Source organism: Enterobacter huaxiensis (assembly GCF_003594935.2).
Lineage (GTDB): Bacteria > Pseudomonadota > Gammaproteobacteria > Enterobacterales > Enterobacteriaceae > Enterobacter > Enterobacter huaxiensis.
Map to the genome: position 1 here is coordinate 434,134 of NZ_CP043342.1, position 12,835 is coordinate 446,968.

Here is a 12,835-nt window from a genome sequence, read left to right on the forward strand (position 1 = left end):
GTTTTTTAGGTTAGTTGGAGATAGAAAATGGCAAGATATTTGGGTCCTAAGCTCAAGCTGAGCCGTCGTGAGGGCACCGACTTATTCCTTAAGTCTGGCGTTCGCGCGATCGATACCAAGTGTAAAATTGAACAAGCTCCTGGCCAGCACGGTGCGCGTAAACCGCGTCTGTCTGACTATGGTGTGCAGTTGCGTGAAAAGCAAAAAGTTCGCCGTATCTACGGTGTGCTGGAGCGTCAGTTCCGTAACTACTATAAAGAAGCAGCACGTCTGAAAGGCAACACAGGTGAAAACCTGCTGGCCCTGCTGGAAGGTCGTCTGGACAACGTTGTATACCGTATGGGCTTCGGCGCTACTCGTGCTGAATCACGCCAGTTGGTTAGCCACAAAGCAATCATGGTAAACGGTCGTGTTGTTAACATCGCTTCTTATCAGGTTAAAGCGAATGACGTGGTTAGCATTCGTGAGAAAGCGAAAAAGCAATCTCGCGTGAAAGCCGCTCTGGAGCTGGCTGAGCAGCGTGAAAAGCCAACCTGGCTGGAAGTTGATGCTGGCAAGATGGAAGGTACGTTCAAGCGTCAGCCAGAACGTTCTGATCTGTCTGCGGACATTAACGAACACCTGATCGTCGAGCTTTACTCCAAGTAAAGCTTAGTACCAAAGAGAGGACACAATGCAGGGTTCTGTGACAGAGTTTCTAAAACCGCGCCTGGTAGATATCGAGCAAGTGAGTTCGACGCACGCCAAGGTGACCCTTGAGCCTTTAGAGCGTGGCTTTGGCCATACTCTGGGTAACGCACTGCGCCGTATTCTGCTCTCATCGATGCCGGGTTGCGCGGTGACCGAGGTTGAGATTGATGGTGTACTTCATGAGTACAGCACCAAAGAAGGCGTTCAGGAAGATATCCTTGAAATCCTGCTCAACCTGAAAGGGCTGGCGGTGAGAGTTCAGGGTAAAGATGAAGTTATTCTTACTCTGAATAAATCTGGCATTGGCCCTGTGACTGCAGCCGACATCACCCATGACGGTGATGTTGAAATCGTCAAGCCGCAGCACGTGATCTGCCACCTGACCGATGAGAACGCAGCTATTAGCATGCGTATCAAAGTTCAGCGCGGTCGTGGTTATGTGCCGGCTTCTGCCCGAATTCATTCGGAAGAAGATGAGCGCCCAATCGGCCGTCTGCTGGTCGACGCATGCTACAGCCCTGTAGAGCGTATTGCCTACAATGTTGAAGCAGCGCGTGTAGAACAGCGTACCGACCTGGACAAGCTGGTCATCGAAATGGAAACCAACGGCACAATCGATCCTGAAGAGGCGATTCGTCGTGCGGCAACCATCCTGGCAGAACAACTTGAAGCTTTCGTTGACTTACGTGATGTTCGTCAGCCGGAAGTGAAAGAAGAGAAACCAGAATTCGATCCGATCCTGCTGCGCCCTGTTGACGATCTCGAATTGACTGTCCGCTCTGCTAACTGCCTCAAGGCAGAAGCTATCCACTATATCGGTGATCTGGTACAGCGTACCGAGGTTGAGTTGCTGAAAACGCCGAACCTGGGTAAAAAATCTCTTACTGAGATTAAAGACGTGCTGGCTTCACGTGGTTTGTCTCTGGGCATGCGCCTGGAAAACTGGCCACCAGCAAGCATTGCTGACGAGTAACCGGATCACAGGTTAAGGTTTTACTGAGAAGGATAAGGTCATGCGCCATCGTAAGAGTGGTCGTCAACTGAACCGCAACAGCAGCCATCGCCAGGCTATGTTCCGCAACATGGCAGGTTCACTGGTTCGTCATGAGATCATCAAGACGACCCTGCCTAAAGCGAAAGAGCTGCGTCGCGTAGTTGAGCCGCTGATTACTCTTGCCAAGACTGACAGCGTTGCTAATCGTCGTCTGGCATTCGCCCGTACTCGTGATAACGAGATCGTGGCAAAACTGTTTAACGAACTGGGTCCGCGTTTCGCGAGCCGTGCCGGTGGTTACACTCGTATTCTGAAGTGTGGCTTCCGTGCAGGCGACAACGCTCCGATGGCTTACATCGAGCTGGTTGATCGTTCTGAATCGAAAGCAGAAGCTGCTGCAGAGTAATCTGCAGTAACGTAAAAAAACCCGCCTCGGCGGGTTTTTTTATATCCGCAGTATCCCCACATCTCTACAATGTTCGTATCTTTTATGTACACCGCTGGAGTTCATCATGTGGTTACTCGATCAGTGGGTGGAACGCCATATCAGTGATGCCCAACGAAAAGGTGAATTTGATAATCTTCCTGGAAGCGGTGAACCGCTCATGCTGGATGATGATTCGCATATTCCCCCTGAATTACGGGCGGGCTACCGCTTGCTTAAAAATGCTGGTTGTTTGCCTGCTGAGCTTGAGCAAAGAAGAGAAGCTGTTGAACTTGCCGATCTGCTTAAAAGTATTCGAAAAGACGATCCGCGACATACTGAACTTAGCCGCAGACTGATGTTGATGGAACTCAAGCTTCGCCAGGCCGGTATAAACACTGATTTTTTGCATGGTGAATATGGCGACAGGCTACTGCACAAAATGAATGAGGAATAGCCATGTATCGTATCGGTGAACTTGCAAAGCTCGCTAACGTAACGCCGGATACTATCCGTTACTACGAAAAGCAGCAGATGATGGATCATGAGATTCGTACAGAAGGGGGTTTTCGTCTCTATACCGACAACGATCTTCAGCGTCTGCGGTTTATTCGTTACGCGCGACAACTCGGCTTCACGCTGGAGTCGATCCGCGAATTGCTGTCGATCCGTGTCGATCCGGAACATCATACCTGTCAGGAGTCTAAAAGCATCGTCCGTGCCAGGCTCGATGAGGTCGAAGCACGGATCCAGGAGCTACAGACAATGCAGCGCTCCCTTCAAAGACTGAACGATGCATGCTGCGGTACTGCGCACAGCAGTATATATTGCTCTATACTGGAAGCCCTCGAGCAGGGAGCCTGTGGAGAACCTGAAACGCAGGGTTGTTGATTTTCAATTAACCCGAGTCTACACTTTCGGCGACATAAACTACGCTCAGGAGAGAAGATGAGCCGCTATCAGCACAAGAAAGGGCAAATTAAAGATAACGCCATTGAGGCATTGCTCCACGACCCGCTTTTCAGACAGCGAGTTGAGAAGAATAAAAAAGGGAAGGGAAGTTATCTGCGTAAAGACAAATATGCAAAACGGGGTAACTGGGAGGCCAGTGGCAAGCAAGCGAATCGCTTATTTACCACTGGCCTTCCTGCTTTTAGCTTTCGATCAGGAGCGGTTGTTCTGCTCTTTTAACAGATCGCGAATTTCAGTCAGTAAGACTTCTTCTTTAGTCGGTGCTGGCGGGGCGGCCGCAGGCTCTTCTTTCTTACGGTTAAGCTTGTTGATAAGCTTGATGGCCATGAAAATAGCCAATGCTACAATCACGAAATCAAAAATGTTCTGAATGAACACACCGTAATGCATTACGACTGCCGGGATATCGCCCTGTGCGTCGCGAAGCGTAACGGCGAACTGTTTGAAGTCAATGCCCCCGATTAATAGTCCCAGTGGTGGCATGATAATGTCGGCAACTAATGATGATACGATCTTACCGAACGCCGCACCAATAATGACACCCACTGCCAAATCTACCACATTCCCGCGCATCGCAAATTCGCGAAATTCTTTCACAAAACTCATTATGTTCTCCTTGTGCCAGCTGACGACTATAAGTTTAACAAATGATTAGCCAATTGCCATTGGGGATAAATAATCGTTATGAAAAATAAAAGACATAATAATTAGAGGGTTAATTAAAGGGTGCCTTTTCACGGCACCCTAATCATTACAGGAAGAATGGACTAGGCTGGAATAAACGTTCGACGTCGGTAATAAATTTTTTATCCGTAAGGAACATAATTACGTGGTCACCTTGCTCAATGCGTAAATTATCATTGGCGATCATGACGTCATTTCCGCGCACGACGGCCCCGATGATGGTGCCCGGCGGCAGTTTAATTTCATCAATTGAACGGCCGACAACCCGCGAGGTACTTTCGTCGCCATGCGCGACTGCTTCAATGGCCTCTGCGACTCCGCGGCGCAGAGATGAAACGCCAACAATATCCGCTTTACGAACATGGCTGAGTAGCGCGGAAATGGTTGCCTGCTGTGGTGAAATGGCGATATCAATGACGCTTCCCTGCACGAGGTCAACGTAGGCTCGACGCTGAATAAGCACCATGACCTTTTTCGCCCCCATGCGCTTAGCGAGCATAGCGGACATAATATTCGCTTCGTCGTCGTTGGTGACCGCAATAAACAGATCAACCTGATCGATATGCTCCTCGGCCAGCAACTCCTGATCCGATGCATCGCCATAAAATACGATCGTATTTTGCAGCTTTTCAGCGAGCTCAGAGGCGCGCTGCTGATCGCGTTCGATCAACTTCACGCTATAGTCTTTTTCCAGTCGATGTGCCAGACCCGCACCGATATTCCCACCGCCGACCAGCATGATGCGTTTATAGGGTTTTTCGAGGCGCTGAAGCTCGCTCATCACCGCGCGGATGTGCTGAGACGCGGCAATAAAGAAGACCTCATCGCCCGCCTCCACGATCGTTGAACCCTGTGGACGAATGGGCCTGTCGTGGCGAAATATGGCCGCGACGCGTGTATCGATATGCGGCATGTGCTCGCGCATTGTGGATAAAGCATTACCAATTAACGGGCCGCCATAGTAGGCCTTAACGACGGCCAGGCTGACTTTACCTTCGGCAAAGTTCACAACCTGGAGCGCGCCCGGATATTCGATCAAACGGTAAATACTGTCTATTACCAGCTGTTCAGGGGCGATGAGATGATCAATCGGCACCGCTTCAGAGTTAAACAGCTTTTCCGCATCCCTGACATAGTCTGGGGAACGGATGCGGGCGATGCGGTTCGGCGTGTTGAAAAGCGAATAGGCCACCTGACATGCAACCATATTGGTTTCATCCGAACTGGTGACGGCAACCAACATGTCAGCATCGTCTGCACCGGCCTCACGCAAAACACGCGGATGAGAACCGTGGCCCTGTACGACACGAAGGTCAAATTTGTCCTGCAGGACGCGCAGCCTGTCGCCATTGGTATCGACAATCGTGATGTCGTTGTTTTCGCCGACCAGGTTTTCGGCCAGCGTTCCACCCACCTGTCCTGCACCCAGAATGATAATCTTCATATCTCGTGACCTGTTCTCAACATCACTCTTTGATTAGCTTAGCGTAAAAGAAGCCATCACCCTCTTCAGCTCCCGGCAGGTTTTGCAGGCCAGGGCATTCCGGCGTGCCTGTCTCGCTTAACGCTGCATCAGGCGTGCGTTTGAGGAAGGCTGCAATCTGCTGACTGTTTTCTTCCGGAAGTACGGAGCATGTGGCGTAGACCAGCGTTCCGCCAGATTTCAGATGCGGCCAAATGGCATCAAGGATCTCGGACTGCAGCTGAACAAGCTCTGGAATATCACGATCGCGGCGCAGCCACTTGATATCAGGGTGGCGTCGGATTACCCCCGTTGCAGAGCAAGGAGCATCCAGCAAGATACGGTCGAACTGCGTTTTGCCGCACCATTCTTCAGGTTTACGTCCGTCACCTTGCTTGACCTGTGCCTTCATTCCAAGGCGCTTCAGGTTGTCGTAGACGCGCGAAAGACGCTGCTCATCAATATCCACTGCCATGACGCTGGCCTGCGGAGCAACTTCCAGAATGTGCGTGGTTTTTCCGCCCGGCGCGGCGCAAAGATCGAGGATCTGCTCACCATTTTTGGGTTCAAGCCAGCCCATACAACCCTGAGCAGAAGCATCCTGAACAGTCACCCAGCCTTCTTCAAAACCCGGTAGCGCATGTACAGGCGCAGGGGAGGCCATGCGTACAGCGTCAGGATAGGCTTGATGCGTGAACCCACTCATCCCGACGTCTTCCAGCAATGCCAGCCATGCGTCGCGGGTATGATGATTGCGGTTAACGCGCAGCCACATTGGGGGACGTTGATTATTGGCGTCAGCAATGTCTTTCCACTGCTGTGGGTAGGCTTTTTTAAGACGCTTCAGAAGCCAGTCAGGGTGGAGGAAACGTGTTTCACTCTGGGCAAATTCGGCCATGAGCTCGTCCTGCTGTCGCTGGAACTGACGCAATACGCCGTTGATCAACCCCTTGAGCTGAGGCCGTTTAACCGCAACAGCACCCTCAACCGTTTCAGCGAGCGCGGCATGAGGCGGAATGCGGGTATGAAGAAGCTGGTAAAAACCAACCATGATCAAATAATGGATAGTGCGCTGCTTGCCGGTCATAGGACGTGACATCAGCTTGCCGATCAACCATTCAAGCTGAGAAAGGGTGCGCAAAACCCCAAAGCACAGCTCCTGAAGCAGCGCTTTGTCTTTGTCAGAAACTTTTTGTTGCAGTGGAGGAAGGACATTGCTGAGTGACTGACCCTGCTCGACAACTTGCTCAACGGCCTGCGCCGCCATACTGCGTAAATTTTGTTTTTTCATAGCCGTAAAAATAAAAATGCCCGGATACACCGGGCCTTAATTATGGATAAGTTCAGGCAAGACGCTTGCCAGGGGTGAACCATTCGCGACGGGAATTTAACAAATCCTGGGCGCTCATTGCTTTCTTACCCGCAGGCTGCAGAGACTCAAGATTCAAGATGCCTTCCGCGGTTGCAACCTGAATGCCTTGCTTGTTGGATTCAATAATCGTGCCGGGTTCTGCTTTGGTATCACCATCAATTACGCTGGCTTTCCAGACTTTCACCGGCTGCCCGTCGATCGTCATCCAGCTCATTGGCCAGGGATTGAAAGCCCGAATACAGCGTTCCAGCTGAGCTGCAGACAGTGACCAGTCAATCTGCGCCTCTTCTTTGCTCAATTTTTCTGCATAGGTTACTAACGCTTCATCCTGAACTTCAGGTTTTGCCGTATTATCTGCAAGCTGCTGTAACGTCTCAATGAGGCCCTGAGGGCCCAGATCGGCCAGCTTATCGTACAGCGTCGCGCTAGTATCCTCAGCCGTAATTGGACAGGCCAGCTTGTGCAGCATGTCACCGGTGTCTAAACCTACATCCATCATCATGATCGTGACGCCGGTTTCAGTATCACCCGCCCAAAGAGAGCGCTGGATAGGCGCAGCGCCACGCCAGCGGGGAAGCAGAGAGCCGTGTACATTGACACAACCCAGGCGCGGCATATCAAGTACGGCTTTTGGCAAGATTAAACCGTAAGCCACGACCACCATGACATCAGCGTTCAGGTCAGCCACTAACTGCTGATTTTCTTGAGGACGCAAAGATGCAGGCTGGAAAACGGGTAATCCATGTTCTTCAGCAAGAACTTTAACCGGGCCTGGCGTCAGCTTTTTACCACGACCTGCCGGGCGATCGGGTTGGGTAAACACGCCAACAACCTCGTGACCAGAAGATAACAGCGCGTCAAGATGACGCGCTGCAAAGTCAGGTGTTCCCGCGAAGATAATACGTAGTGTTTTAGACACGTTTTTCCTTGTATCCGGGGCGTTATGCGCGAGTACGCATACGATCCAGTTTCTCTACTTTTTGACGAATTCGCTGCTGCTTCAGGGGGGAGAGGTAATCGATAAACAGTTTACCGACCAGATGATCCATCTCGTGCTGAATACAAATTGCCAGCAGGTCGTCTGCTTCCAGCTCGAACGGCTTACCGTCACGATCCAGTGCACGAATTTTTACTTTTTCTGCACGCGGTACTAAAGCGCGCTGCTCTGGAATAGACAGACAGCCTTCCTCAATACCCGTTTCGCCGCTCTTTTCTAGCAGTTCAGGGTTGATCAGCACCAGACGACCATCGCGATTCTCAGAAACGTCGATCACGATAATACGCTTGTGAATGTCCACCTGAGTTGCCGCCAGGCCAATGCCTTCTTCGGCGTACATGGTATCGAACATATCATCAACGATACGCTGAATTTCTGCATTCACTTCTTTAACCGGTTCAGCGACGATGCGAAGGCGCTCGTCCGGAATATGTAACACTTGCAAAACTGCCATAAATTTCCAGAGTCGTGTTCAGGAGTTGATAAGAATCTAACCTCTATTCTAGACAAATCCCCCATCGATTGACAGCATCAGTGACCAATCGCAAAGATTGCTGAGGCTGCCTATGGCAGGGAAAAGGATGACACCTACAGAGATATGGTTACGGCTTATCAACATCGGCTCACTCTATGGTGACGCTATGCTGGATGTTGCGCAGAAACTGCATCATCAGACAACAGTTGATGCCAGAGTTGTTAGAGACGCCGGGCTTTCAGCGCAGCACGTCAGGAAGTTCTTCTCACTCAGTGAGTATGAACTTGAGCACAGCCTGAGATGGCTGGAGCAGCCGGGCAATTACCTTTTACCTGCGACTCATTCCCTTTATCCGCCGCTGTTACGAACAATTCCTGATTACCCTGGTGCGCTTTTTGTGAGGGGGAATATCCACGCCCTGAATAGCCTGCAGCTTGCAGTGGTGGGTAGCCGGTCACCCTCCTGGTACGGTGAGCGATGGGGGAAAATAGTCTGCGAGCAGCTATCTCAATGTGGGTTCACTATTACCAGTGGGCTGGCATGCGGCATTGATGGGGTGGCGCATCGCGCTGCGTTATCAGTTAAAGGGTGTAGCGTTGCGGTTTTGGGAAACGGTCTTTTTAGTGTTTACCCCCGTCGGCACCAGACGCTAGCCGAACAGCTCATTGATGCAGAAGGGGCGATTGTTTCCGAGTTTTCACTCTCAACGCAGCCCAGACCGGGAAATTTTCCGCGTCGTAATCGCATCATTAGTGGGTTAAGTCAGGGCGTGCTGGTGGTTGAGGCAGCAATACGCAGTGGTTCGCTCGTCACTGCCCGGTGTGCTCTGGAACAAGGGCGTGAGGTTTTTGCGATTCCGGGACCGCTAGGAAACCCCGGGTGTGAGGGGCCACACTGGCTGATAAAGCAGGGGGCGACACTCGTTACCTGTACAGAAGACATTCTTGAGAATGTGCAACCTGGGCTGTTCAGGCTGCAGGATGATCCCGAAATGCGACATTATTCATCAGATCAGGAGGTGGTGGCATTGCCATTTCCCAAGCTCCTGGCTAACGTAGGAGATGAGGTAACACCTGTTGACGTTGTCGCTGAACGTGCCGGCCAACCTGTGCCAGTAACGGTAGCACAGCTACTTGAACTGGAGTTAGCAGGGTGGATCGCAGCTGTACCCGGCGGCTATGTCCGATTAAGGAGGGCATGCCATGTTCGACGTACTGATGTATTTGTTTGAAACTTACATCCACAACGAAGCAGAAATGCGCGTGGATCAGGACAAATTAACACGGGATCTTACCGATGCAGGATTTGAGCGGGAAGATATTTATAATGCGTTGATGTGGCTGGAGAAACTGGCTGATTATCAGGAAGGCCTCGCCGAACCGATGCAGCTTGCTTCAGATCCGCTTTCTGTACGCATCTATACCGCTGAAGAGTGTGAAAGGCTGGATGCCAGCTGCCGGGGATTCGTCTTATTCCTTGAGCAGATTCAGGTGCTAAACCTCGAAACGCGAGAAATGGTGATAGAGCGCGTCATGGCGCTGGATACAGCAGAATTCGAACTGGAAGACCTCAAGTGGGTGATCCTGATGGTTCTGTTTAACATTCCTGGCTGTGAAAATGCCTATCAGCAAATGGAAGAATTACTCTTTGAAGTGAATGAAGGTATGCTGCACTAAATCTCATGTGCAGCACCAAGAGTTGTTATGGCCAAATCAGCACTATTCACGGTGCATAAAAACGAGCCCTGCCCGCAGTGCGGGGCTGAACTTGTCATTCGGTCCGGGAAACACGGCCCGTTTCTCGGGTGTTCACACTATCCGGAATGTGATTATGTCCGTCCCCTGAAAAGCCAGGCGGATGGACATATCGTTAAAATTCTGGAGGGGCAGCCTTGCCCACTCTGCGGTGGCGAATTGGCGCTGCGGCAGGGTCGCTTTGGCATGTTTATCGGATGCAGCCGCTACCCGGAATGTGAACATACGGAACAAATTGATAAGCCAGATGAGACGGCCATTGCGTGCCCTCAGTGTCATAGTGGCCAGCTGGTACAGCGTCGCTCCCGTTTTGGTAAGAACTTCCATTCATGCGATCGCTACCCTGAATGCCAGTTCGTTATTAATTTCAAGCCGGTAGCGGGAACCTGCCCTCATTGCAATTATCCGCTGCTTATAGAGAAGAAAACCGCGCAAGGTATGAAACGCTTTTGCGCCAGTAAACAATGTGGAAAGCCGGTTTCGGCGGATCAAAACAGTGAATAATAACCTGCCATCAGGCTCCATTGCGCATGCGGTGGACGTCCTGAAAAATGAAGAAGTCATCGCCTATCCAACAGAAGCTGTTTTCGGGGTCGGCTGCGATCCCGACAGCGAGACGGCTGTAGGCCGTTTGCTTGAACTCAAACAGAGGCCCGTCGAGAAAGGATTAATTTTGATCGCTGCCAGTTATGAGCAGCTCAAGCCTTATATCGATGACTCGATGCTAACACCGGCACAGAGGGAGACAATCTTCTCCGCATGGCCAGGGCCGGTGACCTTTGTGTTTCCTGCTCAGCCTGGTACGCCGCGTTGGTTAACCGGGCGCTTTGATTCACTTGCCGTTCGCGTTACCGACCATCCGCTGGTGGTGGAACTGTGCCTGGCGTTTGGTAAACCGCTGGTCTCAACCAGTGCTAACCTGACCGGGTTACCGCCTTGTCGAACCACGGAAGAAGTGCTCGCACAGTTTGGCAATGATTTTCCGGTAGCTCGAGGTGAAACGGGTGGGCGCCTGAACCCGTCGGAAATTCGCGACGCTTTGACGGGCGAACGTTTTCGCCAGGGGTAATACGATGGAAGCTTATGCTGTTTTTGGTAATCCGATAGGGCACAGCAAGTCGCCGTTGATCCATCAGCAGTTTGCTGACCAGCTGCGCATAGATCATCCCTATGGTCGTGTTCTGGCACCTGTTGATGCATTTGTAGCGACACTCAATGCTTTTTTCGACGCTGGCGGTAAGGGGGCGAATGTGACAGTGCCCTTTAAGGAAGAAGCGTTCGAACGTGCGGATCAACTGACTGAGCGAGCTTCGCTTGCTGGTGCCGTGAACACGCTTAAGCGGCTTGAGGATGGTCGCCTTCTGGGTGACAACACTGACGGGATTGGTTTGCTCAGCGATCTGGAAAGACTGGCATTTATCAAACCCGGTTTTCGGGTTCTGCTGATTGGTGCGGGTGGGGCATCGCGGGGCGTGCTCCTTCCTTTACTTTCACTTGATTGTGCCGTGACCATTACTAACCGAACCTTCGCCCGGGCGGAGGAGCTGGCTACGTTATTCGCCCATACGGGGAGCGTTAGCGCTGCAGCCCTTGACGATCTTGCCGATCGCGAGTTCGATCTCATCATTAATGCGACCTCCAGCGGTATCAATGGCGAGGTGCCTGCGATCCCTGCTTCGTTGGTAAGTGCCCACGTCTATTTCTACGACATGTTCTATCAAAAAGGGAAAACGCCTTTTCTTAACTGGTGCGAACAGCATGGTGCGAAGCATCTGGCTGATGGGCTGGGCATGCTGGTGGGGCAGGCGGCGCATGCGGTACTGCTCTGGCACGGGGTGTTGCCTGCGGTAGAGCCGGTGATTGAAAAACTGAAACAGGAACTGACAGCGTGAACCAGGCGATTCACTTTCCTGACAGAGAAGCCTGGGATGAGGACAAGCAAGCGGTATGTTTCCCGGTGCTGGTACATGGAATGCAGCTGACCTGTGCAATCGACGGAGAAACGCTACTGCATCGCTTTGGCGGTTCCAATCCTTTAGAGGTGTTTTGCGAAAATCGCTGGGATCTTGAAGAGGAAGCCAGCGATTTAATACGCGATCAGCAGGAAGACGATCAAGGCTGGGTCTGGTTATCCTGATCCAGATAGTCATCTTTCCATTTCACGTAGTTGTTCGCCGAGTATTTTAACCCTTCGAGCTCCGCCTCTTTTAAAGGGCGGATCTGTTTTACCGGACTGCCTAAATAGAGATAACCACTTTCGAGTCGTTTATTTTGAGGGACCAGGCTCCCGGCGCCAATCATCACGTCATCTTCTACTATGACGCCATCCAGTAAAATCGAGCCCATTCCTACAAGTACCCGGTTACCGATAGTGCAGCCGTGGAGCATCACCTTATGGCCGACGGTAACATCTTCTCCAACGATAAGCGGATTCCCTTCCGGGTTGTATGAGGATTTGTGGGTTACATGCAGCACGCTACCGTCCTGAATATTGGTACGGGCGCCAATTGCCACATAGTTAACATCCCCCCTGATCGCAACCAGTGGCCAGATACTGACATCATCGGCCATACGAACATCACCAATGACCACGCTGCTGGCATCGATCATCACGCGATCGCCTTTTTGGGGGAAGAGATCTTTATAAGGACGTAATACTGCAGACATATCTACCTCGACAGATGAGCACGCTATACAAGACTTTGATCATATTTTGGGATCGAGGCAAGGCAAAATGCGTCAATATTTGTGCAGATCGGGCGGGATTTCAGCGAAAAGCGCGGAAAATCAGCAGTCGGAAAAAAAGATCTAAAAAACACTTGTGCTAAAAACTGGGATCCCTATAATGCGCCTCCATCGACACGGCAGATGTGAATCACTTCACAAACAACCGGGTCGGTTGAAGAGAAAAAATCCTGAAATAACGGGTTGACTCTGAAAGAGGAAAGCGTAATATACGCCACCTCGCAACGGTGAGCGAAAGCCGCGTTGCACTGCTCTTTAACAATTTA

General features: G+C 51.3%; 18 protein-coding genes. 12 read left to right on the forward strand and 6 right to left on the reverse strand.

Features of this window, described 5'->3' with window-relative positions:
* Positions 1-27: 27 nt before the first annotated feature.
* The 6 genes from rpsD to D5067_RS02140 all read left to right on the forward strand — a co-directional run bounded on the left by rpsD (position 28) and on the right by D5067_RS02140 (position 3,299).
* Positions 28-648, forward strand: a complete 621-nt coding sequence (rpsD, locus tag D5067_RS02115; protein WP_003863314.1) for a 30S ribosomal protein S4 — start codon at positions 28-30, stop codon at positions 646-648.
* A gap of 25 nt (positions 649-673) precedes the next feature.
* Positions 674-1,663, forward strand: coding sequence for a DNA-directed RNA polymerase subunit alpha (locus D5067_RS02120; protein WP_002919219.1), 990 nt, complete (start codon positions 674-676; stop codon positions 1,661-1,663).
* Positions 1,664-1,703: 40 nt separating this feature from the next.
* Entirely contained in the window at positions 1,704-2,090 is a 387-nt protein-coding gene (rplQ, locus tag D5067_RS02125) for a 50S ribosomal protein L17 (RefSeq protein ID WP_001216372.1), read from the forward strand.
* A gap of 106 nt (positions 2,091-2,196) precedes the next feature.
* Entirely contained in the window at positions 2,197-2,565 is a 369-nt protein-coding gene (locus D5067_RS02130; RefSeq protein WP_119938528.1) for a DnaJ family domain-containing protein, read from the forward strand.
* Positions 2,566-2,567: 2 nt separating this feature from the next.
* Positions 2,568-2,999, forward strand: coding sequence for a Zn(2+)-responsive transcriptional regulator (gene zntR, locus D5067_RS02135; RefSeq protein ID WP_119938527.1), 432 nt, complete (start codon positions 2,568-2,570; stop codon positions 2,997-2,999).
* A gap of 57 nt (positions 3,000-3,056) precedes the next feature.
* Positions 3,057-3,299, forward strand: a complete 243-nt coding sequence (locus D5067_RS02140) for an alternative ribosome-rescue factor A (protein WP_119938526.1) — start codon at positions 3,057-3,059, stop codon at positions 3,297-3,299.
* On the opposite strand, the gene mscL is transcribed toward D5067_RS02140, so the two are convergent.
* The 5 genes from mscL to def form a co-directional block, all read right to left on the reverse strand.
* Positions 3,273-3,686, reverse strand: coding sequence for a large-conductance mechanosensitive channel protein MscL (mscL, locus tag D5067_RS02145; protein ID WP_119938525.1), 414 nt, complete (start codon positions 3,684-3,686; stop codon positions 3,273-3,275). The two genes, D5067_RS02140 and mscL, sit on opposite strands and share 27 nt — an antisense overlap.
* 145 nt (positions 3,687-3,831) lie before the next feature.
* On the reverse strand, positions 3,832-5,208 hold the full coding sequence (gene trkA, locus D5067_RS02150) for a Trk system potassium transporter TrkA (protein ID WP_119938524.1): 1,377 nt from the start codon (positions 5,206-5,208) through the stop codon (positions 3,832-3,834).
* A gap of 22 nt (positions 5,209-5,230) precedes the next feature.
* Positions 5,231-6,517, reverse strand: a complete 1,287-nt coding sequence (gene rsmB, locus D5067_RS02155; RefSeq protein ID WP_119938532.1) for a 16S rRNA (cytosine(967)-C(5))-methyltransferase RsmB — start codon at positions 6,515-6,517, stop codon at positions 5,231-5,233.
* Between the two features lie 52 nt (positions 6,518-6,569).
* A complete protein-coding gene (gene fmt, locus D5067_RS02160; protein ID WP_119938523.1) occupies positions 6,570-7,517 on the reverse strand; it encodes a methionyl-tRNA formyltransferase in 948 nt (315 codons plus the stop codon).
* Positions 7,518-7,539: 22 nt separating this feature from the next.
* Positions 7,540-8,049 (reverse strand): peptide deformylase, encoded by a 510-nt coding sequence (def, locus tag D5067_RS02165; RefSeq protein WP_119938522.1) that lies wholly within the window; start codon positions 8,047-8,049, stop codon positions 7,540-7,542.
* A 127-nt stretch (positions 8,050-8,176) separates the two neighbouring features.
* Here def and dprA point away from each other — a divergent pair, with 127 nt between their 5' ends.
* The 6 genes from dprA to D5067_RS02195 are packed head-to-tail and all read left to right on the forward strand — an operon-like array spanning position 8,177 to position 11,961.
* Positions 8,177-9,301, forward strand: a complete 1,125-nt coding sequence (dprA, locus tag D5067_RS02170; protein ID WP_119938521.1) for a DNA-protecting protein DprA — start codon at positions 8,177-8,179, stop codon at positions 9,299-9,301.
* Complete coding sequence (smg, locus tag D5067_RS02175; RefSeq protein ID WP_119938520.1) at positions 9,273-9,746, forward strand: DUF494 family protein Smg; 474 nt, start codon at positions 9,273-9,275, stop codon at positions 9,744-9,746. The genes dprA and smg overlap by 29 nt, the downstream gene beginning before the upstream one ends.
* 27 nt (positions 9,747-9,773) lie before the next feature.
* On the forward strand, positions 9,774-10,328 hold the full coding sequence (locus tag D5067_RS02180) for a DNA topoisomerase family protein (protein ID WP_119938519.1): 555 nt from the start codon (positions 9,774-9,776) through the stop codon (positions 10,326-10,328).
* Entirely contained in the window at positions 10,321-10,893 is a 573-nt protein-coding gene (tsaC, locus tag D5067_RS02185) for an L-threonylcarbamoyladenylate synthase type 1 TsaC (protein WP_162497952.1), read from the forward strand. The genes D5067_RS02180 and tsaC overlap by 8 nt, the downstream gene beginning before the upstream one ends.
* Before the next feature lie 4 nt (positions 10,894-10,897).
* The gene (aroE, locus tag D5067_RS02190; protein WP_119938517.1) at positions 10,898-11,716 is read left to right on the forward strand and encodes a shikimate dehydrogenase; all 819 of its coding nucleotides are present in this window, start codon (positions 10,898-10,900) and stop codon (positions 11,714-11,716) included.
* Entirely contained in the window at positions 11,713-11,961 is a 249-nt protein-coding gene (locus D5067_RS02195) for a DUF1488 family protein (protein ID WP_119938516.1), read from the forward strand. The genes aroE and D5067_RS02195 overlap by 4 nt, the downstream gene beginning before the upstream one ends.
* On the opposite strand, the gene D5067_RS02200 is transcribed toward D5067_RS02195, so the two are convergent.
* Positions 11,937-12,491 carry a gamma carbonic anhydrase family protein gene (locus tag D5067_RS02200; RefSeq protein ID WP_119938515.1) on the reverse strand — a complete coding sequence of 185 codons (555 nt, stop codon included), beginning with the start codon at positions 12,489-12,491 and terminating at the stop codon, positions 11,937-11,939. The two genes, D5067_RS02195 and D5067_RS02200, sit on opposite strands and share 25 nt — an antisense overlap.
* Between the last annotated feature and the right edge of the window lie 344 nt (positions 12,492-12,835).

Bases quoted from the DNA above. Each gene is read 5' to 3' on its own strand.
- trkA (WP_119938524.1), bottom strand. From the start codon at position 5,208: ATGAAGATTATCATTCTGGGTGCAGGACAGGTGGGTGGAACGCTGGCC.
- D5067_RS02200 (WP_119938515.1), bottom strand. From the start codon at position 12,491: ATGTCTGCAGTATTACGTCCTTATAAAGATCTCTTCCCCCAAAAAGGC.
- dprA (WP_119938521.1), top strand. From the start codon at position 8,177: ATGACACCTACAGAGATATGGTTACGGCTTATCAACATCGGCTCACTC.
- rsmB (WP_119938532.1), bottom strand. From the start codon at position 6,517: ATGAAAAAACAAAATTTACGCAGTATGGCGGCGCAGGCCGTTGAGCAA.
- mscL (WP_119938525.1), bottom strand. From the start codon at position 3,686: ATGAGTTTTGTGAAAGAATTTCGCGAATTTGCGATGCGCGGGAATGTG.
- D5067_RS02180 (WP_119938519.1), top strand. From the start codon at position 9,774: ATGGCCAAATCAGCACTATTCACGGTGCATAAAAACGAGCCCTGCCCG.
- def (WP_119938522.1), bottom strand. From the start codon at position 8,049: ATGGCAGTTTTGCAAGTGTTACATATTCCGGACGAGCGCCTTCGCATC.
- smg (WP_119938520.1), top strand. From the start codon at position 9,273: ATGTTCGACGTACTGATGTATTTGTTTGAAACTTACATCCACAACGAA.
- rplQ (WP_001216372.1), top strand. From the start codon at position 1,704: ATGCGCCATCGTAAGAGTGGTCGTCAACTGAACCGCAACAGCAGCCAT.
- D5067_RS02140 (WP_119938526.1), top strand. From the start codon at position 3,057: ATGAGCCGCTATCAGCACAAGAAAGGGCAAATTAAAGATAACGCCATT.
- zntR (WP_119938527.1), top strand. From the start codon at position 2,568: ATGTATCGTATCGGTGAACTTGCAAAGCTCGCTAACGTAACGCCGGAT.
- rpsD (WP_003863314.1), top strand. From the start codon at position 28: ATGGCAAGATATTTGGGTCCTAAGCTCAAGCTGAGCCGTCGTGAGGGC.
- D5067_RS02130 (WP_119938528.1), top strand. From the start codon at position 2,197: ATGTGGTTACTCGATCAGTGGGTGGAACGCCATATCAGTGATGCCCAA.
- D5067_RS02120 (WP_002919219.1), top strand. From the start codon at position 674: ATGCAGGGTTCTGTGACAGAGTTTCTAAAACCGCGCCTGGTAGATATC.
- aroE (WP_119938517.1), top strand. From the start codon at position 10,898: ATGGAAGCTTATGCTGTTTTTGGTAATCCGATAGGGCACAGCAAGTCG.